25 protein-coding genes and 1 riboswitch are annotated in these 26,616 nt (G+C 72.5%); of the genes, 11 read left to right on the forward strand and 14 right to left on the reverse strand.

Annotation, left to right across the window (positions count from 1 at the left end):
• Positions 1-5 precede the first annotated feature (5 nt).
• Together AW271_RS24685 and AW271_RS24690 are read left to right on the forward strand one after the other, a co-directional pair.
• Positions 6-1,970: a sensor histidine kinase gene (locus AW271_RS24685; RefSeq protein WP_062339975.1), complete on the forward strand. Its 1,965-nt coding sequence runs from the start codon at positions 6-8 to the stop codon at positions 1,968-1,970.
• Positions 1,963-3,390: a phytoene desaturase family protein gene (locus AW271_RS24690; RefSeq protein WP_062339976.1), complete on the forward strand. Its 1,428-nt coding sequence runs from the start codon at positions 1,963-1,965 to the stop codon at positions 3,388-3,390. The genes AW271_RS24685 and AW271_RS24690 overlap by 8 nt, the downstream gene beginning before the upstream one ends.
• Here the strand turns inward: AW271_RS24690 and AW271_RS38920 are convergent.
• From AW271_RS38920 to AW271_RS24715, 5 genes are read right to left on the reverse strand one after another with little or no spacing between them, the layout of a single operon-like run.
• Complete coding sequence (locus AW271_RS38920; RefSeq protein WP_157554603.1) at positions 3,276-3,695, reverse strand: response regulator; 420 nt, start codon at positions 3,693-3,695, stop codon at positions 3,276-3,278. The two genes, AW271_RS24690 and AW271_RS38920, sit on opposite strands and share 115 nt — an antisense overlap.
• Before the next feature lie 42 nt (positions 3,696-3,737).
• On the reverse strand, positions 3,738-4,406 hold the full coding sequence (locus AW271_RS24700) for a response regulator transcription factor (RefSeq protein ID WP_062339977.1): 669 nt from the start codon (positions 4,404-4,406) through the stop codon (positions 3,738-3,740).
• A gap of 10 nt (positions 4,407-4,416) precedes the next feature.
• Complete coding sequence (locus AW271_RS24705) at positions 4,417-5,469, reverse strand: threonine aldolase family protein (protein WP_062339978.1); 1,053 nt, start codon at positions 5,467-5,469, stop codon at positions 4,417-4,419.
• Complete coding sequence (locus AW271_RS24710) at positions 5,459-6,121, reverse strand: SDR family NAD(P)-dependent oxidoreductase (RefSeq protein ID WP_062339979.1); 663 nt, start codon at positions 6,119-6,121, stop codon at positions 5,459-5,461. Before AW271_RS24710 ends, AW271_RS24705 begins: the two co-directional genes overlap by 11 nt.
• A gap of 2 nt (positions 6,122-6,123) precedes the next feature.
• Positions 6,124-8,151, reverse strand: a complete 2,028-nt coding sequence (locus AW271_RS24715) for a DUF6421 family protein (RefSeq protein ID WP_062339980.1) — start codon at positions 8,149-8,151, stop codon at positions 6,124-6,126.
• A gap of 172 nt (positions 8,152-8,323) precedes the next feature.
• Between AW271_RS24715 and AW271_RS24720 the strand changes: the two genes are divergently transcribed.
• A complete protein-coding gene (locus AW271_RS24720; RefSeq protein ID WP_062339981.1) occupies positions 8,324-9,025 on the forward strand; it encodes a hypothetical protein in 702 nt (233 codons plus the stop codon).
• Here the strand turns inward: AW271_RS24720 and AW271_RS24725 are convergent.
• Entirely contained in the window at positions 8,968-9,633 is a 666-nt protein-coding gene (locus tag AW271_RS24725) for a response regulator (protein WP_083977170.1), read from the reverse strand. The genes AW271_RS24720 and AW271_RS24725 overlap by 58 nt on opposite strands.
• Positions 9,630-10,778 carry a sensor histidine kinase gene (locus AW271_RS24730; RefSeq protein ID WP_062339982.1) on the reverse strand — a complete coding sequence of 383 codons (1,149 nt, stop codon included), beginning with the start codon at positions 10,776-10,778 and terminating at the stop codon, positions 9,630-9,632. Before AW271_RS24730 ends, AW271_RS24725 begins: the two co-directional genes overlap by 4 nt.
• Positions 10,779-10,972: 194 nt before the next feature.
• On the opposite strand from AW271_RS24730, the gene AW271_RS24735 reads away from it, so the two are divergent.
• Together AW271_RS24735 and AW271_RS38030 are read left to right on the forward strand one after the other, a co-directional pair.
• On the forward strand, positions 10,973-12,436 hold the full coding sequence (locus AW271_RS24735) for a S1C family serine protease (RefSeq protein WP_062339983.1): 1,464 nt from the start codon (positions 10,973-10,975) through the stop codon (positions 12,434-12,436).
• Positions 12,433-14,091 (forward strand): serine/threonine-protein kinase, encoded by a 1,659-nt coding sequence (locus AW271_RS38030; protein ID WP_063818105.1) that lies wholly within the window; start codon positions 12,433-12,435, stop codon positions 14,089-14,091. The genes AW271_RS24735 and AW271_RS38030 overlap by 4 nt, the downstream gene beginning before the upstream one ends.
• Here AW271_RS38030 and AW271_RS24745 read toward each other — a convergent pair.
• The 3 genes from AW271_RS24745 to AW271_RS24755 are packed head-to-tail and all read right to left on the reverse strand — an operon-like array spanning position 14,081 to position 16,802.
• Positions 14,081-14,857 carry an ABC transporter ATP-binding protein gene (locus AW271_RS24745; RefSeq protein ID WP_062339984.1) on the reverse strand — a complete coding sequence of 259 codons (777 nt, stop codon included), beginning with the start codon at positions 14,855-14,857 and terminating at the stop codon, positions 14,081-14,083. The two genes, AW271_RS38030 and AW271_RS24745, sit on opposite strands and share 11 nt — an antisense overlap.
• On the reverse strand, positions 14,854-15,861 hold the full coding sequence (locus AW271_RS24750) for a FecCD family ABC transporter permease (RefSeq protein WP_062339985.1): 1,008 nt from the start codon (positions 15,859-15,861) through the stop codon (positions 14,854-14,856). The genes AW271_RS24745 and AW271_RS24750 overlap by 4 nt, the downstream gene beginning before the upstream one ends.
• Positions 15,861-16,802: a helical backbone metal receptor gene (locus AW271_RS24755; protein ID WP_062339986.1), complete on the reverse strand. Its 942-nt coding sequence runs from the start codon at positions 16,800-16,802 to the stop codon at positions 15,861-15,863. Before AW271_RS24755 ends, AW271_RS24750 begins: the two co-directional genes overlap by 1 nt.
• Positions 16,803-16,870: 68 nt before the next feature.
• Positions 16,871-17,003: riboswitch (cobalamin riboswitch) on the reverse strand.
• A gap of 27 nt (positions 17,004-17,030) precedes the next feature.
• On the opposite strand from AW271_RS24755, the gene AW271_RS24760 reads away from it, so the two are divergent.
• From AW271_RS24760 to AW271_RS24770, 3 genes are all read left to right on the forward strand, one after another.
• The gene (locus tag AW271_RS24760; protein ID WP_062339987.1) at positions 17,031-18,230 is read left to right on the forward strand and encodes a sensor histidine kinase; all 1,200 of its coding nucleotides are present in this window, start codon (positions 17,031-17,033) and stop codon (positions 18,228-18,230) included.
• Positions 18,221-18,865 (forward strand): response regulator transcription factor, encoded by a 645-nt coding sequence (locus AW271_RS24765; RefSeq protein ID WP_062339988.1) that lies wholly within the window; start codon positions 18,221-18,223, stop codon positions 18,863-18,865. The genes AW271_RS24760 and AW271_RS24765 overlap by 10 nt, the downstream gene beginning before the upstream one ends.
• 159 nt (positions 18,866-19,024) lie before the next feature.
• A complete protein-coding gene (locus tag AW271_RS24770; RefSeq protein WP_218008172.1) occupies positions 19,025-20,272 on the forward strand; it encodes an acyltransferase family protein in 1,248 nt (415 codons plus the stop codon).
• On the opposite strand, the gene AW271_RS24775 is transcribed toward AW271_RS24770, so the two are convergent.
• Complete coding sequence (locus AW271_RS24775; protein ID WP_245653182.1) at positions 20,238-21,095, reverse strand: Gfo/Idh/MocA family protein; 858 nt, start codon at positions 21,093-21,095, stop codon at positions 20,238-20,240. The genes AW271_RS24770 and AW271_RS24775 overlap by 35 nt on opposite strands.
• A gap of 88 nt (positions 21,096-21,183) precedes the next feature.
• Between AW271_RS24775 and AW271_RS24780 the strand changes: the two genes are divergently transcribed.
• Positions 21,184-21,786 carry a histidine phosphatase family protein gene (locus AW271_RS24780; RefSeq protein WP_439649001.1) on the forward strand — a complete coding sequence of 201 codons (603 nt, stop codon included), beginning with the start codon at positions 21,184-21,186 and terminating at the stop codon, positions 21,784-21,786.
• Here the strand turns inward: AW271_RS24780 and AW271_RS24785 are convergent.
• The 3 genes from AW271_RS24785 to AW271_RS24795 form a co-directional block, all read right to left on the reverse strand.
• Positions 21,783-22,043: a hypothetical protein gene (locus AW271_RS24785; protein ID WP_231515285.1), complete on the reverse strand. Its 261-nt coding sequence runs from the start codon at positions 22,041-22,043 to the stop codon at positions 21,783-21,785. The genes AW271_RS24780 and AW271_RS24785 overlap by 4 nt on opposite strands.
• Positions 22,044-22,144: 101 nt before the next feature.
• Positions 22,145-22,378 carry a DUF397 domain-containing protein gene (locus tag AW271_RS24790; RefSeq protein ID WP_061294725.1) on the reverse strand — a complete coding sequence of 78 codons (234 nt, stop codon included), beginning with the start codon at positions 22,376-22,378 and terminating at the stop codon, positions 22,145-22,147.
• Entirely contained in the window at positions 22,365-23,201 is an 837-nt protein-coding gene (locus AW271_RS24795; protein ID WP_218008179.1) for a Sco1979 family transcriptional regulator, read from the reverse strand. The genes AW271_RS24790 and AW271_RS24795 overlap by 14 nt, the downstream gene beginning before the upstream one ends.
• A gap of 151 nt (positions 23,202-23,352) precedes the next feature.
• Here AW271_RS24795 and AW271_RS24800 point away from each other — a divergent pair, with 151 nt between their 5' ends.
• Positions 23,353-23,889, forward strand: coding sequence for an ATP-binding protein (locus tag AW271_RS24800; protein WP_245653183.1), 537 nt, complete (start codon positions 23,353-23,355; stop codon positions 23,887-23,889).
• Between the two features lie 305 nt (positions 23,890-24,194).
• A complete protein-coding gene (locus AW271_RS24805; protein WP_062339993.1) occupies positions 24,195-26,570 on the forward strand; it encodes a helicase-associated domain-containing protein in 2,376 nt (791 codons plus the stop codon).
• Positions 26,571-26,616: the final 46 nt, after the last annotated feature.

Below are 26,616 nucleotides of genomic sequence, written 5' to 3' on the forward strand. Positions count from 1 at the left end.
TCGATGTGAACCGCGTGCTCACCGCGACGATCGGGGGCGTCGCCGCGATGGTGACGCTCGGCGCCGGGTTCAACGACGCCGCCGACACCGCCAGCGCCGTCGTGGCCGCCGGGTGGGTGATCGCGGCCGCCGGGTGCCTGGCCTCCGGACGGCCCGCCGTCGCGCGCTGGGCCGGCCTGGTGGCCGTCCTCCAGGGCGCGGCCGCGATCTGGCCGCAGGCGGTGCCGCTGGCCATCGCCGGGTGGCTCGGGTTCGCCCTCGCGCTGCCCGACGGCGACCTGAGGACGCTCCCGAGAAGGATCGTCACGGGCCTGGGCGCGCTGGGCGGGCTGGCGCTCACCCTCCTCGTCGAGGTCTCCCCCGGCGGCTACGCCACCGCCGCCGTGGTCGCAGCCGGCACCGGCACGATCGCGATCGTGGCCCGCTGCGGCCCGGCCTCGCCCCGGCAGCGGGCGGCGCTCCAGTGGACCGGCGCGGCGCTGCTGCTCGCCGCCGCCGCGGGCGCGGTGATCATCGGGCTCTACCTGCTGCTGGGCGTGCCGGAGACGCCGATGGCGTGGCTCGTCGGGGCGCTGGTGATCGTGCCGGTGGGCGCCCTGTTCGGGCACCTGCCGCCGACCGCCCACGTCGGCGAGAAGGCGCTGCTGGAGGCGGTGGTGGTCGCCGGGTTCGCGGTGATGATCGCCGGCGTCTACCTGGTGGTGGTGCTGGGCCTGGGCCGCCTCCCGGCCGAGAACGAGCGCGACCTGCTGGTGTCGTCGATGGCGGCGGCGCTGGTGGTGGCGGTCCTGGCCATCCCGGTGCGCAACCGCCTGCTCCACACCGCCCGCGCGATCACCGGCCGGGGCGGGGTGCCGCCGGAGGAGATCCTGGCCACCTTCGGCGCCCGCATGAGCCGCGCGGTGCCCTTCGACGAGTTGCTGCTCCAGCTGGCCGAGTCGCTGAAGGCGGCGATGGCCCCGGCGGGCGCGGAGATCTGGGTCGGCGCGAGCGGCGTGCTCCAGCGTACGGTCAGCGTGCCCGACCTGCCGCCCGAGCGCATCACCCTGAACGACCGCGAACGCGTCATCGTCGGCCGCACCCGGATCGGCGGCCCGTCGTGGCTGGCCATCTGGTTGCCCGGCATGCTCCCGGAGAGCGGCGGCCTGGTGCGCGTCGCGCCGGCCGCCCACCTGGGCGAGCTCCTCGGCATGATCGTGGTGCGCCGCCCGCCCGACGCCCCGCCGTTCTCCGAGAACGACGACCAGGTGCTCGTGCAGCTGGCCCGCCAGGTGGGCCTGGCCCTGCACAACATGCGGCTCGACTCGGCGCTGCAGGCGAGCCTCGACGAGCTGCGCCGCCGCAACGAGGAGCTCCAGGCGTCCCGGCTGCGCATCGTGACCTCGGCCGACGCCGCCCGCCGCGCCATCGAACGGGACCTGCACGACGGCGCGCAGCAGCACCTGGTCGCCCTGTCGGTCAAGCTGAGCCTGGCCGGGGAGATCATCGCCGAGGAGCCCGACGTCGCCCGCGCGATGATGTCGGAGCTGCGCGACGACGTCCAGGGCACCATCGCGGCCGTCCGGGAGCTGGCCCACGGCGTCTATCCCCCGCTGCTGCGCAACCACGGCCTCGACCAGGCGATGCGGTCGGCGGCGCGGCGGTCGGCGCTGCCGTGCGCGGTCGACGTCGACCTGCCCCGGCGGTTCTCCGAGGAGACCGAGGCGGCCGTCTACTTCTGCTGCCTGGAGGCGATCCAGAACGCGGGCAAGCACGCCGGGGCCGACGCGGCCATCGAGGTGGCGATCACCGCCGACGACAAGGCGCTGCGGTTCACCGTGGCCGACGACGGGGCCGGGTTCGAATCCGCTGGTGAGGGGCACGGCTTCGTCAACATGCGCGACCGGCTGGGCGCGATCGGCGGCGCCTTGACCGTCGACTCGGCGCTCGGGGCCGGCACCACGATCCGCGGGGAGATCCCACATGCCTGAGTTCGATGCCGTCGTCGTCGGTTCGGGCCCGAACGGCCTGACCGGCGCGCTGGAGCTGGCCGAGTCGGGCCGCCGGGTGCTGCTGCTGGAGGCGGCCGCGACCTTCGGCGGCGGTCTGCGCAGCAGTTCCGAGCTCACCCTGCCCGGTTTCACCCACGACCTCTGCGCGACCGTGATCGCGACCGCGCTGGCCTCGCCCGCGCTGCGCGACCGGCTGCCCGGCCTGGGCGTGGAGCCCGTGCACCCGGAGATCCCGGCCGCCCACCCGCTCGACGACGGCCCGGCCGTGTTGTTCCACCGCTCGGCCGAGCGCACGGCCGCCGGGCTGGGCCGCGACGGCGCGGCCTACCTGGCCACCGTGGGCGCCACCGCCCGCGCCGGTTTCCCCCTGGTCGACACCCTGCTCGCCCCCCTCGGCGTGCCCAGAGCGCCGCTGGCACTGGTCCGGTACGGCCTCGCCGGCGCCCTCCCCGCCACGACCGCGGCGCACCTGCTCTTCCGCGAACCGCGCGCCCGCGCGGCGCTGGCCGGGATGGCCGCCCACTCGATGCTCGACCTGCGCAGCCCCATCTCCGCCGGCTACGGCGTGATGCTGGCCGCGACGGCCCACCTGGTCGGCTGGCCGGTGGTGCGCGGCGGTTCCCAGGTGATGGCCGACGCGATGGTGGCCCGGCTGCGCGAGCTCGGCGGCGAGGCCGTCGCCGGCCACCGGGTGACCGCCCTGAAGGAGCTCCCCGACGCCGAGACGATCCTGCTGAACGTCACTCCGCGCCGGTTCGCGGAGATGGCCGACCTGCCCGAGTCCTACGCCCGCAGGATGCGCCGCTTCCGCTACGGCCCCGGCGTGTTCAAGGTCGACTGGGCGCTCGGCGGCCCGGTCCCCTGGCGCGACCCGGCGGTGGCGGCGGCCGGGACCGTCCACCTCGGCGGCACCCTGGAGGAGATCGCCGCGAGTGAGCGGGCGGCGGTGCGCGGACGGGTCGGCGAGCGTCCCTACGTCCTCCTGGTGCAGCCTCCCGACCCGTCGCGGGCCCCCGAGGGAAAGCGCACCCTGTGGGCCTACTGCCACGTCCCGCACGGCTACGACGGCGACATGACCGATGCGATCGAGGCCCAGATCGAACGGTTCGCCCCCGGCTTCCGCGATGTGGTCCTGGCCCGCCACGTCATGGGCCCGCGCGCCCTGGAGGATCACGACGCCAACTACGTCGGCGGGGACATCGGCGGCGGCGCGGCCGACCTGCGCCAGTTCGTCGCCCGGCCGGTCCTGTCGCACCGGCCGTGGCGCACCCCTCTTGAGGGCGTCTACCTGTGCTCGTCGTCGACGCCGCCGGGCGCGGGCGTCCACGGCATGGGCGGGCTGATGGCCGCCAGGTGCGCCCTCAGCCGGGCCGGGGTCAGGTCCTCCTTGCGGATGTAGCCGGCCGCGCCGCAGGTGTAGGCGTCGGGCGGCAGGTCTTCGGCCGCGTAGGTGGACACCAGCACGACCGTGACGCCGGGCTGCCCGGCCAGGATGCGCCGGGTGGCCTCGATGCCGCTGATGCCGGGCAGGTTGATGTCCATCACGATCACCTGGGGACGGATGCGGGCGGCCGCCGCGACGGCGGCCTCCCCCGACTCCGCCTCGCCGGCCACGCGCCAGCCGGCGACCAGGCCGACCAGCCGCCGTGCGACGGCCCGGAACGGCGCCTGGTCGTCGACGATGAGAACTTCGACGGACCCCATGGCAACCCATGGTGTCGTATGGGGCGCCCGTCGCTAAGGGTGTTACCCCTCCTGTTCCGACAGGTAGAGCAGCACGGCCAGCACCCGCCGGTTCACCTCGGGCGCGGCCTCCAGCCCGAGCTTGGCGAAGACCACGCTGATGTGCTTCTCCACCGATTTCTCGCTCAGGTAGAGAGTCTCGCCGACGGCCGCGTTGCTCTTGCCCTGGGCGATCTGGGCCAGCACGTCGCGCTCACGGGGAGTGAGCGCCGCGAGCGGGGAGGCCCGCCGCCGCAGCGAGTCGGCCAGGATGCCCTCGACGACGACCGGGTCGATGACCGACCCGCCGCGCGCCACCGCGCGGACCGCCTCGACCAGTTGGCCGGGCTCGCCCACCCGCTCCTTGAGCAGGTAGGCCCGCCCGGCGCTGCCGCCCGCGAGCAGCATCGTGGCGTAGGACGGCTCGGCGTACTGCGACAGGACCACGACGCCCGTCTCGGGCCACCCGGCGCGCAGTTTCGTGGCGGCCTGGATGCCCTCGTCGGTCGACGTCGGGGGCATGCGGACGTCGGTCACGACCACGTCGGGCCGGTGCTCCTCGACGGCGGCCAGCAGCCCCCCGAGGTCGGCGCACGCGGCCACGACGGCCAGGTCGGGATCGCGGGAGAGCACGCGTTCGACGCCCTCCCGCATCAGGAGGTTGTCTTCGGCGATCACGACCCGTAACGGCACGGGGACCAGGTTATCCCTCGGCGAGCGCCCTGACGAAGGCGTCCACGTCCTCCTCGGTGGTGTCGAACGAGCACATCCACCGCACCTCGCCCGTCTCCTGGTTCCACGTGTAGAAGGGGAAGTCCTTGCGCACCCGGTCGGCGACCTCGCCGGGCAGGGTGGCGAACACCGCGTTGGCCTGCGGCCGCCGCGTCAGCGTGACGTGGGGCACGTTCTCGACCCGCTCGGCCAGCCGGGCCGCCATGGCGTTGGCGTTGCGGGCGTTGCGCAACCACAGGTCGCCCGAGAGCAGCGCCTCGAACTGGGCCGACACGAACCGCATCTTGGAGGCGAGCTGCATGCTCGTCTTCCTGATGTACGGCAGCCCGCGCACCGCGTCGGGGTTCAGCACCACCACGGCCTCGCCCAGCATGAGCCCGAGCTTGGTGCCGCCGAACGACACCACGTCGACCCCCACGTCGGTGGTCAGCGCCCGCAGCGGCACGTCGAGCGCGGCGGCGGCGTTGCACAACCGCGCCCCGTCGACGTGCACGAGCATGCCGCGCGCGTGGGCGTGCTCGGTCAGGGCGGCGATCTCCGCGGGCGTGTACACCGTGCCGAGCTCGGTGGCGTTGGTGATCGACACGACCCGGGGCTGGGCCCGGTGGACGTCGCCGAAGCCCCACGCCTGCGTGTCGACCAGATCGGGGGTGAGCTTCCCGTCGGGCGTGCGCACGGTGTGCAGCTTGAGCGACCCGGTGACCTCGGGGGCCCCGCCCTCGTCGACGTGGACGTGGGCGGTGTCGGCGCAGACGACCGACTCCCACGGCCGGCACATCGCGCGCAGCGAGACCACGTTGGCCCCGGTGCCGTTGAACACCGGGTAGACCTCGGCCCGCTCGCCGAAGTGGCGGCGGAACACATTGCGCAGCGCGGAGGTGTAGACCTCGTCGCCGTAGGCCACCAGGTGACCGCCGTTGGCGAGGGCGATCGCCTCCAGGATCTCCGGGTGCACGCCCGCGTAGTTGTCGCTGGCGAACCCCCGGCGGGCCGGGTCGTGCCGCCTGACCGCGTCAGTCGCCATGGGCCGTCAGGTCCAATCTGAGGCCGTTGGCCTCGGTCGCGGGCCGGTCCCACAGACCGGCCAGGGCGTCGGCCAGGTCGGCGACATCGGTGAAGTTGCGGAACGGCTTCTCGGGCGCCGCCTGCCGCATCGCGTCGTGCACCAGCGCCATCACCACCACGATCGAGGCGGCGGCCTGGCTGTTCTTGAGGGCGTCGGCGAAGGCCAGCGTCCACGCCTCGGAGGCGGCCTTGGCGGCGGCGTAGCAGGCGTTGCCCTGGGTCGGGGCCTCGGCGGCCTTGGCCGACACGATCGCGAACCGGCCGTCGTCGCCGGCCTTCAGCAGCGGCTCGAAGGCGAGCGTGACGTGCTGGAGGGTGCGGACCAGCAGGGCGTCGAGGTCGGCCCAGTCCTGCAGGCGGGTCTCGGCGAACGTCTTGGCGCCGCGCCAGCCGCCGACCAGGTGGAAGATCCCGTCGACCCGGCCGTGCTCGGCGCGGACGCGGGCCTCCAGGTCGCGTACCTGGGCGAGGTCGAGGAGGTCGGTCTTCAGGCAACCCTCGGCGCCCGAGCGGTCGACCCCGATGACGGTGTCGCCGAGGTCGGTGAACTTCCGCACCACGGCCCGCCCGGCGGGGCCGCCCGCCCCCAGCACCAGAATGACGCGGTTCATCGTCAGCGCACGCCCTTCGTCGATTCGATCACGTCGGCGAGCTTACGGCGCAGCGCCTCGTAGAACATGCTCAGGGGGAACTCGTCCGGCAGCACCGCGTCGACCATGGCCTTCTGCTCCTCCGGCAGGTCCCGCGCAGCCCATTTGGAGGCCGGGTGGGGCGCGACGTAGGCGGCGACGAGTTCGTGGGCGGCCATCCAGTGGGCCAGCTTCGAGCGGTCGATGCCGTCGCGGTAGAGCTTCTCCACCTCGGCGCGCAGGTCGGCGACGCCGTCGGCGACCCGGTCCCAGGCGATCGTCAGGCGGTTGTCGGTCCACCGGACGATGTCGTTGCGGTGCAGGAAGGCGAACAGCAGCTGGCCGCCGAGCCCGTCGTAGTTGCGCACCCGCGCGCCCGTGATCGGGAAGCGGAACAGCCGGTCGAACAGGATCGCCAGCTGCACGTAGCGGGCGTGCGGGACGCCGTCGGCCTCCAGCTTCACGGCCTCGCCGAACGCGGTCAGGTCGCAGCGCAGCTCCTCCAGGGAGTAGAGCCAGTAGGGCATCCGCTGCTTGATCATGAACGGGTCGAACGGCAGGTCGCCGTGGGAGTGGGTGCGGTCGTGCACCAGGTCCCACATCGTGAAGGTCTCCTGGGCGAGCTCCTGCGAGGCGACCAGGCGGGCGGCGTCGGGCGGCAGGTCGAGCTTGAGGGTCTTCGCGGCGGCGTCGGTCACCATGCGGAAGCGGGCGGCCTCGCGGTCGCAGAAGATGCCGCCCCAGGTGAAGCGCGGCGGGGTCTCCCTGACCACCACGGTCTCCGGGAACAGCACGGCCGAGTCGGTGTCGTAGCCGGCGGTGAAGTCGACGAAGGCGATCGGCACGAACATCGGGTTGTCGTAGCCCCCGGCCTCCAGGTCGGCCAGCCACTGCGGCCAGACGGTCCTGATCCAGACCGCCTCCAGCTGGCGGTTCGGGTTGCCGTTCTGGGTGTACATCGGGAACACCACGAGGTGCTCCAGCCCGTCGACGCGCTGCTCGTCGGGGTGGAAGGCGTTCAGCGAGTCGAGGAAGTCGGGTTTGCCGCCGGTCTCGGCCCACGCGGCGAGGTCCTTCCGCACCTCGGAGAGGTAGACCGCGTCGTGCGGGAACCGGGGGGCCAGCTCGGCGACCTCCGCGGCGACCCGGGTGATCAGCGCGGTGTCACCGGTGAAGGTGCCGTCCTTCTCCGTGTACGGCCGGAGCGCCTCGACGGCCTCCTTGAGCGCGCCGAACTCGGGCCGGCCCCTGGCGGCGGTCGTGTCGGCCTCGGGCGAGCGGGCCGCCCAGGTCACCAGGTTGCCCCACAACCGCGCGTGGTCGAGGTCGCCGATCGAGTCGTCGCCGAACAGGTCGGAGTCGGCCACCACGACGACCCGGCCCGCCTTGTAGGGCAGCGCGACGGCGAGCGGCGCGTTGGCGGGGGTGGCGCTCCCGGAGGTCCGGAACAGGGCGGTCGCCTCGGGGGCCTCCAGCACGCCGGCCCGGTAGAAGCAGGCCCGCCGCACCCCGGCCAGCACGTCGGCGCCGTCGATCGAGCCGGGCGCCGGCTCGCCGAGCACCCAGGCGGCCACGTTGTTGAACCGGTTGGCCGGGTCCTGGACGGTCGTGTGCACGACCCTCACGCCGAAGCGGGACAGCAGGTCACCCAGATTGGTGCCGTACTTCTCCTGCTCCTCCTCCGCGAGGACGACGAGCCCTCCCCCGGCCGCCACGAACGCCTCGACGGCGTCGATCTCCTCCGGCGTGAACTCGGGGCTGCCCAGACCGGTGGTGCGTTCCCAGCGCTGCGCCGACGGATGGGCGATGACCAGCACGTCCTGGCCGTCGAGGACAAGTGTCCCGTCCGTGTGGGCGGAAACCTGGTGCCCCAACCGGCGGAGAAGGTCGGCCGCGCGGGCGTAGGAGTTGTCGTCGGGGTGGCCGGGGTTCATCGCCTGGGCGACGTCGCGCCGGATCGTCCAGGCCTCGCTGTGGCCCTCGTCGAACAGCACCTTAGGGAACGCAGTCATGAAAGTTCTCCTGCTATCGATACCTCTTGACGAAAAATATATGCCAATGTCCGGATGTAACCGCAAGTCACTCTCCGGAGTGACGGCGAATCACCCGTCTGACGGACGTCCTCCCGATGGCCGGATCCGTAACGTCCGCCGCACTGAGAGATACCCGAGGGGGATTCGAGAGATGTTCAAGAGCACAACCGGCTTCCGGCGCTGGGCCACCGGCCTGCTGCTGATCGTTTCGCCGGTGCTGCAGTTCGTCGCGGTGGTCGTCGACCCGGGCACCTGGGGCGACATCCGCGAGTCGGTCAGCTACCAGGACAACCCGGCCATGGCGCAGCTCCAGTCGGCGCTCTACCACTGGTCGTGGATGTTGCTCCCGGTCGCCCTGATCGGCGTCCTGCACTTCGCCCGCAAGCGCGGCGCGGTGCTCGCCCACATCGGCGGCACCATGGCCGTGATCGGCTTCCTGGCGCTGTCGGCGCTGCTGATGGTCGACCCGGTCGAGTGGTACCTGGGGCAGCACAACACCCCCGAGCAGGCCGCGAAGATCTTCGACGAGATGTTCAACCTGCCCGGCGTGGTCTTCGGCTTCCAGATGCCGTGGTTGTTCTTCGGCCCGATCGGGGCCGGCCTGCTCGCCATCGCCCTGTGGCGCGCCGGGTTCGCCCCGCTGTGGACGACGATCCTGATCCTGATCGGCTGGTGGGTCGGCTTCATCCTGGAGTACGGCCCGATCACCCTGCTCACCTGGGGCGTCCCGGTGATCGCCTTCGGCTACTGGGGCGTCAAGGTGCTGCGCATGTCCGACGCGGAGTGGATCTCCTACTACCCGACGGCCCCGGGCGTCACCACGCCCGACTCGTACGCGAACACGACCGCCTGAGCGCGGTCGCGCAGGTTCAGCTTCATCAGCACCCGCGCCACATGGGTCTTGACCGTGGCCTCACCGACGAAGAGCGCGCTCGCGATCTCGGCGTTGGTGAGGCCCTTGGCGAGCATGCGGAGCACCTCCAGCTCCCGCGGCGTCAGCTCGGCGAGCTGCGGCGGCCGGACCGGCTCGTGACGGCCGGCGAAGGAGGCGATCACCCGCGTGGTGACCGCCGGGTCGAGCAGCCCGTCACCCGCGGCGACCACCCTGACGGCCTCCACGAGCTGCTCGGGCGGCGACACCTTGAGCAGGAAGCCGCTGGTCCCGGCCCGGAGGGCGGCGTAGAGGTTCTCGTCGGTGTCGAAGGTGGTCAGCATGATGACCTTGGGCGGGCTGGGCGCTTCGAGCAGCTGCCGGGCGGCGGTCAGGCCGTCCATGCGGGGCATCGAGATGTCCATCAGGACCACGTCCGGCCGCACCCGGCGGGCCACCGCGACGGCCTCCACGCCGTCGGCGGCCTCGCCCACGACCTCCATGCCCGGCTCGCTCTCCACCACCATGCGGAGACCGGCCCGGATCATGGCCTGGTCGTCGGCCAGCACGATCCTGATGTTCTCGCTCATACCAGGACGACTCCCGGGGACGTGGGCAGCACCGCGCAGACGCGGAACCCGCCCTCTTCACGCGGCCCCGCGTCGAGGGTGCCGCCGAACAGCTCGGCCCGCTCGCGCATGCCGATGAGGCCGTTGCCGGTCGACAACCCGTCGGTCCCGGTGGCCCTGCCGTTGTCGGTCACCTCGAGGGTGACCGAGAGCGGGTGATAGGTGATCTTGATCTGGACGTCGGCCTCGCCGGCGTACTTGACGGCGTTGGTGAGCGCCTCCTGCACGATCCGGTAGGCCGACAGGTCGAGACCCGGCGCCAGCCGGACCGGCTCGCCGCTGACCGTCAGGGTGACCGTCAGGGCGGTGTTGCTGACCGTGGAGATCAGGTTCTGCACCATGTCGAGGCCGGGCTGAGGCAGCGCCTCGTCCTGCGGCATGCGCAACGCGCCCAGCATCACCCGCAGCTCGTTGACGGCGTCGCGGCCGGCCTGCTCGATCCCGGTCAGCACGGGGTTCTCGCCGCCCTGGGAGCGGCGCAGCGTGGCGGCCTGCATGACCATCATGCTGACGCTGTGGGCGACCACGTCGTGCAGTTCGCGGGCGATCCGGCTGCGCTCGGCGGCGACCGCCTCGGCGGCCCGGCGCTCCCGCTCGACCTCGGCCAGCGCGGCCTGCCTGGCGGCCTTCTCGGCCCGGACGAGCCAGGCGCGCAGGCCCACACCGGTCAGGTAGGCGAAGCCGAACAGGACCGTGAGGAAGATGACCTCGTCGACGGGCAGCGGCCGCATGTCGACCGCGCCGATGTCGAAGACGAAGATCCCGCCCAGGCCCCAGACGGCCCCCCGCTTCCACGACAGGTGGGCGCCCAGCGAGTGGAACGCGATCAGCAGCGCGGCCTGCTGGTGGACCTGGCACATCTCGTATCCCTGGCGGTGCCAGAGGAACTGGATCACCACGGTCGCCACGAAGACGATCACCGGCGACGTGCGGCGGAAGCAGAGCACGGCCCCCGCGATCAGGGCCTGCGGGATCCACCAGAGTTCGGGATTCTGGGCCGCGCCGTAGCTGGTCGCGGAGGTGAAGGCCTCAAGGATGCCGACGGCCGCGACGGCGGCGCCGATGAGGAGGTCGCTCCGTGAGGGCGCGGGGATGCGGAGGGCCATGGTGGCAGATTAGTGTGTCCTGGTCGCCCCGCGAAGCGGCAGGTCGCCACCTTCGATCCGATTGCAAGTGAAATGCAAGCCTTGGCGTGATCCTTGGCCGGTATCAGATGAGTTTCGGTGACCGTGTGAACCCTTGCCGGGGTTTCCGGCCACTGAGACGCTGGAATTCGTCGTCATTCGGTAAGGAGGCGGACATGCCCCGCCTGGCCGTCATCGCGGGGCTCGGTGCCCTCGGTGTCCTGGGCATGCCCTTGTTGCATCCCCACCCCAGCGGATCGACCGACCGGGTCACCCCGGGGGCCGTCCGGGTGGAGTCCGAGTCCACGGTCTCCGTCACCCTCATCGACGACCGCGCCCGTCTTCAGCGCTTCGAACGCGAATACGAGGTCGAACTGGCGACCGGCAGCGGATTCACCGTCACGCCCGACGGCGTGATCGTGACCGCGACCCAGGTCGTCCGTCCCGACAAAGATCTGCAGGTGTACGCCGCCAACCGGGTCTTCGCCGAATACTTCAAGGTCGACATCCCGGCCGACTTCGACCGTCACACGGTCGACGACCCCGACCTGAACATCCGCCTGCAGGCGTGTTATCCGCCGCGCACCCAGAACTCGACGTGCAACGCCACCGTCGAGACGAAGGTGACCGCCTTCCCGTTCCTCGACCCGCCGCTGCCCGACGGCCTCGCGGCCGAGGTGCTGTCGGCGGGCGACGCGCCCTCGGCCCCGGCCGTGCTGAAGGTCAACGCGGGCCCGAAGAACAACCTGCCGACCGTGCCGATGGGCACCACGATCAGCGCCAAGGTCGAGTCGGTCGACGTCATGACGATGGCCGCCCGCCCGTCGGCGAAGGCGCCGCCGAAGATGGACACGGCCCACTTCGACCCGCCGGGCAGCCGCAACTTCAAGGCGGCGGAACGTGACAAAATCGACAAACTCATCGAAGCGGGCGCCGTCGGCGCCGCGGTGATCGACGACGGCAAGAGCGAGGTGGTTGGGGTGTTGTCGGGGGGCGGCAGCCTGCCCGCGACCGTGACGCCCGTCGACGAGATCCGCACCGCCCTGGTGGCGGCCGGGGTGACGCCCCGCCGGGGCCCCGTCGACGTCGTCTACGAGCAGGCGCTCGCCGCCTACCACAACAAGCTCTACGGCAACGCGGCCCCGGTGCTGCAGCAGGTGCTGACCCTGCGGCAGGACCACGCCGTGGCGCTCGAATACCTCCGCGTCTCGAAGGCCAAGGCCGGCACGGCCGAGGACGCGGCGACGAAGAAGTCCACGCCCGTCCCCGTCCCGGCGCCCGCGTCGGGGGTGGCGTCGTGGATCTGGATCACCGGGGGTGTCGTGCTCGTGGGGGCCGTCGTGGCCGGGTCGGTGCCGTTCCTGCTGCGGCGCCGGCGCAACGGGGAGGATCAGCAGGACACATCGGGGGAGAACCACGCGTTGGTCACGTCCTGGCCCGCCCAGACGGAGGTCTACCGCACCCCCAACCCGGGGCAGCCGGTGGTGGACGTCTCGCCGCCCGGGGGGCGGCAGCACGTCTCGAACCCCGGCTCGAACCCGGGCGGGGCGTCGAAGAAGTTCTGCACCCAGTGCGGCATGCGGCTGGGCCACGCCCACCGGTTCTGCGGGTTCTGCGGTCATCCGTCGGACGCGCCATGAGCGCCGAACTGCCGGCGCTGGTGGGGCAGCGGATCGGCGACTACACGATCGAGGCGGTGGTCGGCCGGGGCGGCATGGCCACCGTCTACCGCGCGCGCGACCAGCGGCTCGGCCGCGCGGTCGCGCTCAAGGTGCTGGCCCCGCAGCTGGCCGAGGACAGCCGGTTCCGCGACCGGTTCGTACGCGAGTCGCGCCTGGTCGCCTCGATCGACCACCCGCACATCATCCCGATCTACGAGGCCGGCGAGCACGACGGGATGTTGTTCATCGCGATGCGCTACGTCGACGGCGGCAGCGACCTGCGCAAGCTGGTGCAGTCGAACGGCCCGCTGCCGGTGGCGCGGGCCAACCACCTGTTCTCGCAGATCGCCTCGGCCCTCGACGAGGCCCACGCCAACGGGCTGGTGCACCGCGACGTGAAGCCGGCCAACATCCTGGTCACCGGCAACGACCACGTCTACCTGACCGACTTCGGCCTGACCAAGAGCTCCTCGGCCGACACCGGCCTGACCAGCCACGGCCACTTCATGGGCACCCCGCGCTACGTCGCGCCCGAGCAGATCCGGGGCCTGCCGGTCGACGGCCGCGCCGACGGCTACGCCTTCGCGTGCGTCGTCTACGAGGCCCTGGCCGGGCTGCCGCCGTTCCAGCGCGACACCGAGCTGGCGCTGCTCTACGCGCACGTCTCCCACGACCCGCCGCCGCTGACGCCCTACCGGCCCGACCTGCCCCACACGGTGAACCAGGTGCTGTCGCGGGCGTTGTCGAAGTCGCCGCTCGACCGCTACCCGACCTGCACGGCGTTCGTGTCGGCGCTGCGCGACGCGATCAGCGGCACCGAGGGCGACCTGCCCAGCCCGATCTCGGGCCCCCGGCAGTCGTGGCCGTCGCAGCCTCCGGGCACCGTCCACCAGAACCCCGTCTACCAGAACCCGATCTCCAACCCGCCCTACACGCATCCCTCGCACCCGTCGTCGTATCCCTCGCGGGTGTCGCAGGTGTCGACGTCCCCGTCCGGGCGGCCGCAGAACAAGAAGTTCCCGCTGGTCCCGGTGATCGGCGGGGTGCTGGCGCTGGGGCTGATCGCGGCGGGCGCGGTCTACGTCGTCAGCCAGAGCGGCGGCGACGGGCAGGCGTCGTGGGAGAGCTTCCCCGGCAACGTCGCGGCCCCCTACAGCTTCAGCTATCCGTCGACCTGGACCCGCAAGGACTACTCCGACCAGCACGTCACGATCGCGGCCTCGGCCGACGCGTTCGACGCGCTGTTCAGCGTGCCCGGCAACCCCGACTGGTCGGCGGTCAACCCGATCATCACCGGCTCCCCCGACAAGTCGAGCGGCGTCATCGCCCAGACCACCGACACGATCTCGGCCGGCGACGCGCTGGAGTCGGTCCAGGCCGGGCTCCAGGCGACGCTGCCCGGCGTGGTGTCCATCCCGGGCGCGCCCGAGCCGACCTCGGTGGGCGGGCAGCCCGGCTTCAAGGTCAGCGGATTCCTCAGCGACGCGACCGGCGCCGGACGGCTCGACTTCCGCAGTTACCTGGTGACCCGGGCCGGCCAGCCGTCGGCGCTGATGACGTTCTTCTGCCCGACGGCCAAGTGCGACGACACGATGATCACCACGATGATCTCGAGTGTGAAGTTCACCCAGTAGGGCGGCGCAGGTGCACGACCGGCCGTCCGGCCGGTCCGGCGCCGATGGTCACGCGGGCGCCGAAGTGGCGGGTGACGAGCTCCTCGGTGAGCACCTCGCCGGGGCCGCCGGCCGCCACGGCCGTGCCGCCGCTCATCAGGAGCAGGTCGTCGGCGTACTGGGCGGCCACCGTGAGGTCGTGCAGGGTGCTGACGACGGTGAGGCCGTCGTCGCGGCGCAGCCGGTCGACCAGTTCCAGCACCTGCTGCTGGTGGCCGAGGTCGAGGGCCGTGGTCGGCTCGTCGAGGAGCAGCACGGGCGCCTGCTGCGTCAGCGCGCGGGCCAGCACCACCCGCTGGCGTTCACCGCCGCTGAGCCGTTCCAGGGGGCGCGCGGCCAGGGCCGTGAGGTCGAGACGGTCGAGCACCGCACGGGCGGTCTCGGTGTCGCGGGCGCTCTCGCGCCCCCAGTAGGGGATGTACGGCGTCCGCCCCAGCAGGGCGTACTCGTGAACGGTCATGTCGGGCGGCAGCAGCGGGCTCTGCGGCGCGTAGGCCAGCACCCGGGCCCGGTCGCGGGGCGCGAGGTCGCGTACCGGACGGCCGCCGACGGTGATCAGCCCGGTGCAGGGCAGCAGCCCCATGACGGCCTTGAGCAGGGTCGACTTCCCGGCCCCGTTGGGGCCGATGACGGCCAGCCAGCGGCCCTCGCGGGCGGTGGCGGTCACGCCGCGCAGGACCGGCCGCCCGCCGAGGTCCACGCCCACGTCGGTGATCTCGACGGTCACGTCTCCACCTTCCGGGTGGCGCGCAGGATGGTCACGAAGAACGGCGCGCCGACGAACGCGGTGACCACCCCGATGGGCAGTTCGGCCGGGGCCAGCACGGTCCGCGCGATCAGGTCGGCCGTCACCAGGAACGCGCCGCCCGCCAGCAGCGACAGTGGCAGCACCACGCGGTAGGAGCCCCCGGCCAGCCGCCTGACGGCGTGCGGCACCACGACGCCGACGAACCCGATCAGCCCGCCCGCCGACACGGCGGCGGCCGTGGCCAGCGAGGCCGCGACCAGCACGACCAGCCGCACCCGGCCGGCCCGCACGCCCAGCGCGCTCGCCTCGTCGTCGCCGACCGACAACACGTCGAGCAGCCGCCCGTGCAGCAGCAGGATCGCGGCGGCCACCGCGGCGTAGGGGGCGCACATCGCGACCTGCTCCCAGCCGCCGCCGACGTCGCCGAGGATCCACGCGTAGACGCGCTGCAGCTCCTCGACCTTGAGCTGCTGGAGGAACGTCTGGATGGCGGTCAGGAACGACGTCACCGCCACCCCCGCGAGCACCAGCGTGGCGGTGCCGCCGCCCCGGGTGGCGGTGTGCCCCAGCCCGTAGGCGAGCAGCACCCCGCCGGCCGCCCCGCAGAACGCCGCGAGCGGCACCGCCGCCCCGTCCCCCACGGCCACGATGACCAGCGTGACCGTGAGCCCGGCCCCGGCGGCGGCCCCCAGCAGGTAGGGGTCGGCGAGCGGATTGCGGAACACGCCCTGGTACCCGGCCCCCGCGACGGCGAGCAGCCCGCCGACCATCGCGCCGAGCAGCACCCGGGGCAGCCGCAGCTCGAACAGCACCCCGGTCTCCAGCGGCGTCAGCCCGGAGTGCGCCTCGACGAACGGCAGCCGGTCGGCCAGCGCGAGCACCACCCCCTTGAGGGGCAACCCGGCCGCGCCGACCATCAGCCCGGCGGTCATGCACGCCGCCAGCACCACGGCGGCCCCCGCGAACGCCACCCCCTTGCGCATCAGCCCGCGGCCTTGGCCACCCCGGCGCCGATGGCCTCGGCCAGGTCGACCACCCGGGGGCCCCAGCGGGAGGCGACGTCGTCGTCGAGTTCGACCACGTCGCCGTCGGCGACGGCCTTGAGGCCGCCCCAGCCCGGGCGCTCCGCGAGGGCCTCGGCGTTCTGGCCGCAACACTTCACGTCGGCCAGGAAGATCAGGTCGGGGTCGGCCTTCGCCACGAACTCGGCCGAGAGCTTCGGGTAGCCGCCCGCCGCGTCGGGGGCCGCGTCGGCGATGTTCTTCAGGCCGAACAGGGCGTAGATCTGGCCGATGAAGGTGGTGGAGGTGGCGGCGTAGGGGGTGACGTCGAGCTCGTGGTAGTAGGTCAGCTCGGCCTTGGGGGCGGCGGCGGCCAGGTCGGCGAGCTTCCGCTTCATGCCGGCCACGACCTCGTCGGCCCTGGCGCGGTTGCCGGTGGCGGTGCCCAGCTTCTCGATCTCGGCGTACGCGTCGTCGATCTTGGTGGCGGCGGTCAGCACCAGCACCGGCACGCCGACCTTGCCGAGCCCGGCGACGACGCCTTCGAGGTCGTTGGAGACGACGACCAGGTCGGGGTTGCGCCCGGTGATGGCCTCGACGTTGGGCTTGAAGCCCGACAGGTCGGTCTTGGGGGCCTCGGCGGGGAAGTTCGACTGGTCGTCGACGGCGGTGACCTGCGGCCCGGCGCCGATCGCGAACAGCGACTCGGTGGCGGTGGGCGACAACGACACGATCCGCTGCGGCTTGGCGGCGATCGTCACGGGACCGTTGGCGGCCTGGACCGTCACCGGGAAGGGGCCGCCGGGAGCGGCCGAGGCGGGGGCAGAAGTGGGGGCGGGGGTGGCGGTGTCACTGCTGCCGCAGCCGGACAGCAGGGTGACACCCAGCAACACGCCCGCGAGGGCCGTGCGAAGGGGCCTCACGAGTTTCCTCCGGAGGAGTTGCCGGGAAACGAGAGACCCGGGGACGGATCACCCTTTCCACGAGGGCGGACGACGTCGGCGACGACGCAGGCGACCTGGCTGACCCTCGGAGGAGGGATCACAGTTGCGGGAACAGCGCCGGGTTCGCACCGGACTTCGCTGCGGCGTCACGCGCCCCATACGTTACCAACAGCCTTTTTGCCGGGAACGTGAGGCTATGCTGACCGCATGGTGCGGCGGACCGTCACGGCGACCGGGCGGCTTCTGCTGGGGCTCCTGCTCGTCCCCCTGTGTCTGCTGGCCATCGCCGTCACCTTCGTGACCCTGGTCGTCTCCGCGACCTACCTCGGGCTGATCCTGCTCCCCTACGCGATCCGGCTGAACCGGGGCGTCGCGTCACTGGCCCGGCGGAACGCGGGGGCGTGGCTCGGCCGGCCGGTGACGGCGTCGTACCACCCGATCAGGGGCGGCATCCTCACGCGGGTGCGGGTGGTCATGGGCGACCCGCAGACCTGGCGCGACCTCGCCTTCCTGGCCCAGCACGTGTTCACCGGCCCGTTCGGCGCGATCCCGGCCATCGCCCTGTGGGGCGCGCTCGGCTGGGCGCTGTCGCTGCCGCTGTGGTGGGACGCGTTCGGGCCCGGCCGACACATCTACCTGCCGTGGGCGCTCGACTCGTGGTGGACGGTGGCGCTCACCGTGCCGCTGTTCATGGCGGTGGTCGCGGCCGTGGGGTTCCGGATCGTGCCGCTGGTCGCCGAGGGGCTGGCCCAGCTCGCCCGCTCGCTGCTGGCGACGCCGCAGCACGTGCGGCTGGCCGAGCGGGTGGCCGAGGCGCTCGACGCGCACGGCTACGAGCTGCGCCGCATCGAACGCGACCTGCACGACGGCGCACAGGCCCGGCTGGTCTCCATCGCGATGCGGCTCGGCATCGCCGAACGCGTGCTGGCCACCGACCCCGGCAAGGCCGCCGCGCTGATCACCGAGGCCCGGCTGAGCACCGAGGAGACGATGACCGAGCTGCGCGGCATCATCCGGGGCATGTACCCGCCGATCCTGGCCGACCGGGGCCTGCCGGGTGCGGTCGCGGCGCTGGCGGCCCGCTCGCCGGTGCCGGTCGAGACCGAGACCGACGACGTCGGACGGCTCCCGGCGGCGGTCGAGGCGGCGGCCTACTTCGTGATCGCCGAGGCGCTGACGAACGTCGCCCGGCACAGCTCCGCCACGAAGGCGACGATCGTCGTCCGGCGTACGGAGAACCGGCTCACGGCCGAGGTCACCGACGACGGCCGGGGCGGCGCCGACGAGGACGGCGGGTCCGGCCTGGCCGGCATCCGCCGCCGGGTCAGCGCCTTCGACGGGGAGACCACACTGACCAGCCCGCGCGGCGGGCCGACGACACTGCGGGTGGAGCTGCCGTGCGAGTGATCATCGTTGAGGACAGCGTGCTGCTGGCCGAGGGCCTCACGCTGCTGCTCACCACCGAGGGCCACGAGGTGGTCGCCACCGTGGGCACGGCCGAGGAGTTCCACGAGGCCGTCGACGAGCACCGCCCCGACATCGCCGTGGTCGACATCCGGCTGCCGCCGACCTTCCGCGACGAGGGCGTGCGCGCCGCCGTGGAGGTCCGCCGCGTGCACCCCGGCCAGCCGATCCTGGTGCTCTCCCAGTACGTCGAGCAGACCTACGCGACCGAGCTGCTGGCCGGAGGCGGCGGCGGCATCGGCTACCTGCTGAAGGACCGGGTGGCCCGGGTGTCGGAGTTCGTCGACGCGCTGGAGCGGGTGGCCAAGGGCGGCACCGCCATGGACCCGGAGGTCATCGCCCAGCTGCTGGTGCGCCGGCACGCCCACCCGATCGACTCGCTCACCCCGCGCGAGCGCGAGGTCCTGTCGCTGATGGCCGAGGGCCACTCCAACACCGACATCGCGGCCTCGCTCGTGGTCACCGAACGGGCCGTGCACAAGCACGTCGGCAACATCTTCGCCAAGCTCGGCCTGCCGCCGAGCGACAGCGGCCACCGCCGCGTGCTGGCGGTGCTCGCCTACCTGAGCGGGGTCTAGCCGGCGGGCGGCGAAGGGCGCCGATCCCGGGGGTGTAGCCAGCACCACCACCCGGGGTAGCGGAAACCCGTCGATCAAGCCGGGTGCCCGCGGGACCGACTTTCGCGGCCGTTCTCGGGAGGCTCAAGGGGACCCGATTCCCCCCGAAGGCGGCCCCCCATGTCGATGACCCACCCCCACCCCGTCCATCCCGTGGCCTCGCCGCGCGACCCGTTCGTCGACGTCCTGCGGGTGCTGGGCATGGTGCTCGTCGTGGTGCAGCACTGGACGATGCCGGTGCTGCTCGACCGCGGGGGCGACCTGGTCACTGGCAACGCGCTGGCGTCGGTGCCGCTGGTGACGTGGGTCAGCCAGGTCATGCCGCTGGTGTTCTTCGCCGGGGGCGCGGCCAACTACCTCAGCTGGACCGGCAAGGCGCAGAGCGCGGAGAAGTGGATCGGCCAGCGGGTGGTGCGGCTCGGCTGGCCGGTGCTGCCGCTGATCGCGGTGTGGTTGCCGCTGCCCTACCTGCTCGGCGCGCTGGGCGTGCCGGCGCAGCCGCTGGAGGTGGCCTCGCGGCTGGTCGGCCAGCTGCTCTGGTTCCTCGCCGTCTACCTGCTCGCGGTCGTGACCACGCCGCTGCTGTCGCGGGCGCCCGCCGGGGTGCTGCTGCCGCTGTGCGCCGCCGGGGCGCTCGCCGTCGACGTCGTGCGCTTCTCCGGGTTCGAGGCCGCCGGTTACCTGAACGTCGTGTTCGTCTGGCTCGCCGTCCACCAGATCGGGTTCCTGTACGCCCAGGGCAGGCTCGCCCGCCTGACCGGCCGCAAGGCCCTGTGGCTGGCCGTCGCCGGGTTCGGCATGACGGCGGCCATGGTGCTCGCCGGCCCCTACCCGGCCAGCATGATCGGCATGCCCGGCCTGCCGTCGAACATGGCCCCGCCCAGCGCCGTCATGCTCGTGGTCTTCGCCGGTCAGCTCGGCCTGGCGTTGTGGGCGCGCGAGCGGCTGAACCGGGCGCTGCCCGCGCCGGTGCTGGCCTGGCTGGCGCCCCGCATGATGACCTTCTACCTCTGGCACATGACGGCGCTCATCACCGTGGGCGGCGTCGCGTTCGTCGGCTTCGGCGCGCAGACCCCCGAGCCGTGGTCGGTGACCTGGTGGCTGCTGCTGCCCGTCTGGCTCGGCTGGTTGTCGCTGGTGCTGGCGGTGCTGACGGCGCTGCTGGCCCGGTTCGAGGCGGCGCCCCCGGCGAGCCCGACCCGCGCCCGGACGGTCGCGGCGGTCGTGTTGTCGGCGGCCGGGCTGCTCACCCTGACCGTCACCGGGTTCACGCCGGGCACGTTCGGGCCGGCCGCCGGCAGCGCCGCGCTCGCCCTGGGGCTGGCCCTGCTGCTCAGGCGGCGAGCTGCCGCTCCGCTTCCGCGATGACGCGCTGGAGGCGCAGCCCGTGGGCCGCGTCGAGCGGGTGGCCGCCGCCGTTCCTGACCGTCTGGGCGAACTGCGCGACCATGCGCTCGAAGGCGTCGTCGCCCAGCATCGCCCCGAACAGGGTGGCCGAGCCCTTGCGGCCGAACACCTCGACGCGGGCGTCGGGCAGGTCGCCGATGGCGGCCATGGTCAGCGACGCCTCGCTGACCGCGCCGGTCTCGTGCTCCAGCAGCAGCCCGACCCAGCCGAGGGAGTTGCCGTGGGCGCGCACCCCGGCGATCGGGCCGAGCGCCGCGTCGAGCAGGTCGAGCATGTGGGGGCCGACGTCGAGGATCGCACCGCGCTCCAGCCGCCAGGGGGTCGCGAACGGGCCGCCGTGCAGCGCGCCCCCGATGTTGGCGGCGTATCCGCCGAACGGCTCGATCCCGGCGGCCTTCTCCAGGAAGGCGGCGGTCGCGGTGGCGTACCGGAAGGAGAACACCATCTGCGTCGCCACGCCGGCCTCGGCGACCGCGTCGGCCAGCCGCAGGGCGCCGTCGAGGCTGTCGGCCAGGGGCTTCTCCAGCAGCAGCGCCTTGCCGGCCTGCGCGGCCAGCACGCCGAGCTCGGCCTGCACACCCGGGGGCACGCAGAACGCCACCGCGTCGCAGTGGTCGAACAGCTCGTCGAGCAGCTCGAACGCGCGGGTGCCGTTTCTGGCGGCCAGCTCGCGGGCGGCCTCGGGGCGGCGGGCCCAGATCCCGGCCAGCCGGGTGTCCGGCCCGGCGGCGAGCTTGGGCGCGTGGATCATGCCGGCCCACGGCCCGGCTCCGATCAATCCCACAGATACCGGTTCCATCTGCTGACTCCCCTTTGTCGCGACACGTCCGCGATCAGAGACTATCGACCGGGCACCGGCCATCATGGGGTCGGTGAACATCATCCTGCTGCGCCACGGCGAGACCGAATGGAGCAGAGCCGGCCGCCACACCGGGCGGACCGACATCCCGCTGACCCCCCACGGCGAGACGCAGGCGCGTGCCCTGAACGCCGTGGTCGCCGAACGCGACTTCGCGCTGGTGCTGGTCAGCCCGGCCCAGCGGGCCGAGAAGACGGCCGAGCTCGCCGGGCTCACCGAGTGGGAGACCGACCCCGACCTGTGGGAGTGGGACTACGGCGGCTACGAGGGCGTCACCACGGCCGCCATCAGGGAGTCGATCCCCGGGTGGTACATCTGGCGCGACGGCGTGATCCCGGGCGACTCGGCCCACCCGGGTGAGAGCGTCGACCACGTCGGCGAGCGCGCCGACCGGGCGATCACCCGGGCCGTCGACGCGCTCACCGGTGACGACAGCTCGGTGCTGCTCGTGGCGCACGGCCATTTCCTGCGGGTGCTGGCGGCCCGCTGGCTCGGCCTGCCCGCCTCCGAGGGGAGGCTGCTCCGGCTCGACACCGGCACCTACTGCTCACTGGGGTACGAGCACGGCGAACGGGTCGTGCTGAGCTGGAACTGCCCGATCCACGGCCCGGTCTAGGAGTTGACGGGCGCGGGCTGCGGTCCGCGCCCGGTGAGCCACTCGAGGACCTTGCGGTGTCCCCGGCGGGCGTCTTCGAAGTGTCCCCAGCGCCAGTAGCGGGGCTGGTCGCGGACCCCGGTGACCCACGTCCGGTAGGCCACCGGCCGCGGCTTGCCGTCATGGGGGTCGGCCGCCGAGGCGACACCGTACGTCCTGATCACGACCCGGCCGCCGGGTGCGAAGAGCACGTCGTCGGCGACGGGATACAAGGTCATCTGGTCCAGCATGGGAACCATGCTGCCGGACCCGTGTTACACACCTGGCCCAAAGGCGTTAAGTGCGTGAACCTCGTGTTAAAAGTCGTGGTGAAACGGCGTTACGCGACCAGGCCGTCGAACTCCCCGTCCTTGACCCCGAGCACGAGCGCGCGGATCTCGTCCCGCGTGTAGATGAGCGCCGGGCCCTCGGGGAACCGGGAGTTGCGGACGGCGACGCCGCCGTCGGGCAGCTCCGCGAGTTCCACGCAGTTGCCCGTGGAGTTGCTGTGCAGGCTCTTCCGCCACTGGACCCCGGAAAGGGCGGTGGCGGGCATCCCGTTATAAGTCTGCATACACTTTCTCTCTGAGAAGATCATCGAGCAGGTCCCTGGTCCCGCCCGGCGTGGTGCTCTCCACGCAGAGTTGTTCCATGGCCGTGAGGTACGGATCGATGTCCTCGCGTTTGTCGAGGTACAGAGCGCCCCAGAGTTGCTCGACGTAGACCACGTCCGAAAGGTCGGACTCCGGAAACCGCAGGATGGTGAAGGCCCCGCCCTCGGCGGCGTGCATGCCGAAGCGGAACGGCATCACCTGCAGGGTGATGTTGGGCAGCCGGGCCACGTCGAGCAGATGCTCGATCTGCTCGCGCATGATCTTGGGCCCCCCGATGGGCCGGCGGAGCGCCGCCTCGTCGATGACCGCCCACAGGCGCGGGCCGCCCGCATGGGCCAGCCGCTCCTGTCGCTGCATCCGCACATGCACGCGGCGTTCGATCTCGTCATCGGTGGCGTCGGGGAACCCGAGCCGGATGACCGAGCGGGCGTACGCCGACGTCTGGAGCAGGCCGGGCACGAACTGCACCTCGTAGGTGCGGATCACGCTGGCCGCCTCCTCCAGTCCGATGAAGGTGACGAACCAGCCCGGCAGCACCTCGCCGAACTTGTGCCACCAACCGGGCGTGTTGGCCTCCCGGACCATCTCCAGGAGCTGCCGTCGCTCCGCGTCGTCGACGACGCCGTACAGGGTGAGCAGGTCTTCGACATCTCGTGTCTTGAATCCGACCCGGCCGAGTTCCATCCGGCTGATCTTGGATTCGGAGGCGCGGATGTGGAATCCGGCCTCTTCGCGGGTCAGGTCCCGCTCCTCGCGCAGCCTCCGGAGACTGGCGCCGAGCATGATGCGCCGGACGGTGGAGCCGGAACCTGGCGGGTCGATGGACACGAGTCATTCCTCCGGTATGTGGACTGAACTACAGTCTGTCAAAGATCGCCCCTTTCGTCCCAGGGTCGTTTTGGGTAACCGTAGCGCCTGCAACGACCATCTGCACGTGCATCCGCTGTTGCACATGCACGAGACCGTGCCCCATCATGATCTCGTGCACTCGGTCCTCGAATGGTCGGCACTCGATTGGTGGCCCCCGGTCGGCTGGTGGCCCGAACCCGCGCGCGACCTCCCGCCTGCCGTCTCCCCCACGCAGGCCGCCACGTTCGTCCTCCCGCCCAGAGCCGATTCCGTCCACAGCGCCCGCAGCTTCGCCACCGGCACGCTGACCGGCTGGGAACTCGGCGACCTGTGCGACGGCATGGAGCTCGTCGTCTCGGAACTGGCCACCAACGCCCTGCGCCACGGCCTGGAGATCGGCCACCGCCACCGGCGCGAGGTGATCAGGCTCGCCCTCATCCGGCGCGGCGGGTTCGTCACCTGCGCGCTCACCGACCCCGGCTCGGCCACCCCGGTCATGCGCGAGGCCAACCCCTTCGAACCCGGCGGGCTCGGCCTCCACATCGTCGAGTCGATCAGCGTGCGGTGGGGCTGGTCGCCCCTCGCCCCGCACGGCAAGGCCGTCTGGGCCGTCCTGAATTAGTCCCTCGCCGGCCGAGGGGTGTCCCCGTGCAGCCCGGACTGCGCGGGGGCGCCCCTTGGCCGACGATCCCCCCGACGATCTCCTGAGCCTGCTGGGACCACTGTTAACGCCCGGCCAGGAATTCCCCATCGAGTATCCGGGATCGCCTTCCGATCGCGTGATCCTGTGCTGAGGTGGAGTCCAGCACTCTTCGCGGGGAGGAGGGAGAACAGGAGAATGACCTTTTCGTCGCCCAGGGTGCCGAATATCTTGATCTCACGTGCGTCTCCACCACCGCGGCTTCCCGAGGCCCTGAGAGATCTGTGATGGACGATCACCTAATCGCCTGGCTGACAACTCTCGACGAAGACCGTCTCGCGCGTGTCCTGGCCAACCGCCCGGACGCCATCGCCCCGCCCTGGCCCCGGCGGATCGATGCGCTCGCGCAGCGGCTCGGCAACACGTTCGCGGTCATGGAGGTCATGCGCGGCCTCCCGCTGCCCCCTCTGGAGCTCCTGCAGGCGTGCCTGGTCATCGGCGGCCGCCCGACGGAGGACGAACTGGCCCGGTTCCTCGGCGTGTCCACCTCCGAGGTCATCCCGTGGCTCGACCGGCTCTACGACTGCGCCCTGGCCTGGCCCGGTCCCGACGGCCGCATCAACCTGGCCGAGGCGGTGGCCCGCTGGTGGACCGCCCCGTGCGGCCTGGGCGAACCGCTGGCCCAATACCTGGAGTCGTGGGCGCTGAACGCCGAAGGGCTGCGGCGCATGTGCCGCACGCTGGGCATCCCCCCGGCGGGCGGCAAACGCCAGATGACGGCCCGGGTGACCGCCCTGCTCAGCGACCCCGACAAACTCGGCGACCTGCTGTCGAGCGCCCCCGAAGGAACCGTCGGCCTGCTCGACGACTTCGCCTGGGACGGCCCGGTCCGCAGCGTCGACGGCAACCGCTTCGTCAACCCCGGCACCCCCGAGAAGTGGGCGCAGGACCGCGGCCTGCTGTTCCGCACCCAGTGGGACGTCGCCGAGATGCCCCGCGAGGTCGCCCTCGGCCTGCGCGGCCCCGAATACCACGGCCCCTTCACCCCCTATCCGCCCGACCTGGCGACCATCCCGGTCGACCGCGACGCCGTCGACCTGGCGATGGCGCTGGCCGCGCCCCACCTGCTCGACCGCGCCACCGCGCTGCTGGAGAACACCGACAAGACCACCCTGCCGCTGCTGAAGAACGGCGGCGTGGGCGTGCGCGAGATCCGCCGCGTGGCCAAGGAGACGGGCACCTCGGAAGACGAGACCCGGCTGCTGATCGAGGTCTGCGCGGTGGCCCGGCTGCTCGCCCTCGACGACAAGGCGGGCGGCCTGGTGCCGACCGAGCGCTTCGACGCCTGGCGGCTCGAAGACGCCCCCCACCGGCTGCGGGTGCTGCTGGCGGCCTGGTGGCGGATGGAGCGCTCGTCGCTGCGCCGCGTCGACGGCCGTTATCCGGTGGTGCTCGGCGACGACCCCGCCGGCGAGACCCTCGCCCGCATCCGCCGGGCCGTTCTCGGCGCCCTGACCGACGTCGAGCCCGGCCAGGGCTTCGCCACGCTGCAGGAGCTGGTGCAGTCGGTGCACTGGCGGGCGCCGCTGCTCGACCGCGAGCTGCTGGCCGAGTCGGCGCCCGGCATCCTGGAGGAGTCGCGGCTGCTCGGCCTGACCGCCTGCGACTCCCTCACCGACCTCGGCCGCGCCCTGGCCTCCCTCGGCTCGGTCGCGGGCGACGAACACGACGACAGCGCCCCCGAGGTCGAACACGACCCGGCGCTGGCCGAGACCTCCACCCGGGCGCTGGCCAGCGCGCAGCGCACCGCCCTGTTCGGCGCCGACCTGACCGCCGTGGTCACCGGCCCCCCGGCGGTCGAACTGGCCTCGCTGCTCGACCGGGTCGCCACCCGCGAGGCGAAGGGCGCGGCGTCGATCTGGCGGTTCAGCCCCGCGACCGTGCGCCGCGCGCTCGACGCCGGGTCGACCGCCGACGAGCTGCTCGACGAGCTCGCCCAGGTCGGCACCCTCCCCCAGCCGCTCGTCTACCTCATCAACGACGTCGCCCGCCGCCACGGCGAGGTGACCGTCACCTCGGTCGGCTGCATCGTGCAGGGCTCCGATCCCGGCCTGCTGGCCGAGATCGCCGGCCACCGCAAGCTCGCGAAACTGGGCCTGCGCCAGCTCGCCCCGACGGTGCTGGCCAGCAACGCCCCCGCCGACCGCACCCTGCGCTCCCTGCGCGAGGCCGGCTACGCCCCCGTCCCGGTCAACGACACCGGCGACATCGAGATCCGCCGCGAACCGGCGGGCGGCCGGCTGATCCTGCTGCCGGGCGGCCGGGTCGCCGAGCTCGAACCGCCGCCCATGTTCACCGAGCCCCCGCCCGACCCCCACGAACACGCCAAGCGCCTGATCAAGAGCCGCGACGACGGCCGCCAGAGCGGCCACACGTGGGCGCTGATCGGCCGCCTGGCCAGCCGCCTCCCGACGGCCCAGCAGTCGCTCCTGGGCTTCGTCGTCGACCGTGGCGTGCGCGCGCTGATCACCCTGTCCGACGGCGTGACCGCGACGGTCAGCCACGGCGAACTCCACAGCGGCGTCCTCGACGCCTGGTGCGAGGAGGCCGGCGACTACCTGGAGTTCCCCCTCAACGAGATCGCGTCGGTAACCGCTTCTTAGTTACGGCTCCGCCTGCCACGGCCCCGCCCGCCGTCGGCGGTTCCGC

The sequence above is a fragment of the Herbidospora sakaeratensis genome, assembly GCF_001570525.1.
GTDB classification, from domain to species: Bacteria; Actinomycetota; Actinomycetes; order Streptosporangiales; family Streptosporangiaceae; genus Herbidospora; species Herbidospora sakaeratensis.

What these genes read in the sequence shown, in the direction of transcription:
- AW271_RS24730 (WP_062339982.1), bottom strand. Translation starts at nt 10,778, where the DNA reads ATGGCCCTCCGCATCCCCGCGCCCTCACGGAGCGACCTCCTCATCGGC.
- AW271_RS38030 (WP_063818105.1), top strand. Translation starts at nt 12,433, where the DNA reads ATGAGCGCCGAACTGCCGGCGCTGGTGGGGCAGCGGATCGGCGACTAC.
- AW271_RS24790 (WP_061294725.1), bottom strand. Translation starts at nt 22,378, where the DNA reads ATGCAGACTTATAACGGGATGCCCGCCACCGCCCTTTCCGGGGTCCAG.
- AW271_RS38920 (WP_157554603.1), bottom strand. Translation starts at nt 3,695, where the DNA reads ATGGGGTCCGTCGAAGTTCTCATCGTCGACGACCAGGCGCCGTTCCGG.
- AW271_RS24770 (WP_218008172.1), top strand. Translation starts at nt 19,025, where the DNA reads ATGTCGATGACCCACCCCCACCCCGTCCATCCCGTGGCCTCGCCGCGC.
- AW271_RS24760 (WP_062339987.1), top strand. Translation starts at nt 17,031, where the DNA reads ATGGTGCGGCGGACCGTCACGGCGACCGGGCGGCTTCTGCTGGGGCTC.
- AW271_RS24750 (WP_062339985.1), bottom strand. Translation starts at nt 15,861, where the DNA reads ATGCGCAAGGGGGTGGCGTTCGCGGGGGCCGCCGTGGTGCTGGCGGCG.
- AW271_RS24690 (WP_062339976.1), top strand. Translation starts at nt 1,963, where the DNA reads ATGCCTGAGTTCGATGCCGTCGTCGTCGGTTCGGGCCCGAACGGCCTG.
- AW271_RS24795 (WP_218008179.1), bottom strand. Translation starts at nt 23,201, where the DNA reads ATGCTCGGCGCCAGTCTCCGGAGGCTGCGCGAGGAGCGGGACCTGACC.
- AW271_RS24720 (WP_062339981.1), top strand. Translation starts at nt 8,324, where the DNA reads ATGTTCAAGAGCACAACCGGCTTCCGGCGCTGGGCCACCGGCCTGCTG.
- AW271_RS24710 (WP_062339979.1), bottom strand. Translation starts at nt 6,121, where the DNA reads ATGAACCGCGTCATTCTGGTGCTGGGGGCGGGCGGCCCCGCCGGGCGG.
- AW271_RS24715 (WP_062339980.1), bottom strand. Translation starts at nt 8,151, where the DNA reads ATGACTGCGTTCCCTAAGGTGCTGTTCGACGAGGGCCACAGCGAGGCC.
- AW271_RS24705 (WP_062339978.1), bottom strand. Translation starts at nt 5,469, where the DNA reads ATGGCGACTGACGCGGTCAGGCGGCACGACCCGGCCCGCCGGGGGTTC.
- AW271_RS24805 (WP_062339993.1), top strand. Translation starts at nt 24,195, where the DNA reads ATGGACGATCACCTAATCGCCTGGCTGACAACTCTCGACGAAGACCGT.
- AW271_RS24725 (WP_083977170.1), bottom strand. Translation starts at nt 9,633, where the DNA reads ATGAGCGAGAACATCAGGATCGTGCTGGCCGACGACCAGGCCATGATC.
- AW271_RS24735 (WP_062339983.1), top strand. Translation starts at nt 10,973, where the DNA reads ATGCCCCGCCTGGCCGTCATCGCGGGGCTCGGTGCCCTCGGTGTCCTG.
- AW271_RS24785 (WP_231515285.1), bottom strand. Translation starts at nt 22,043, where the DNA reads ATGACCTTGTATCCCGTCGCCGACGACGTGCTCTTCGCACCCGGCGGC.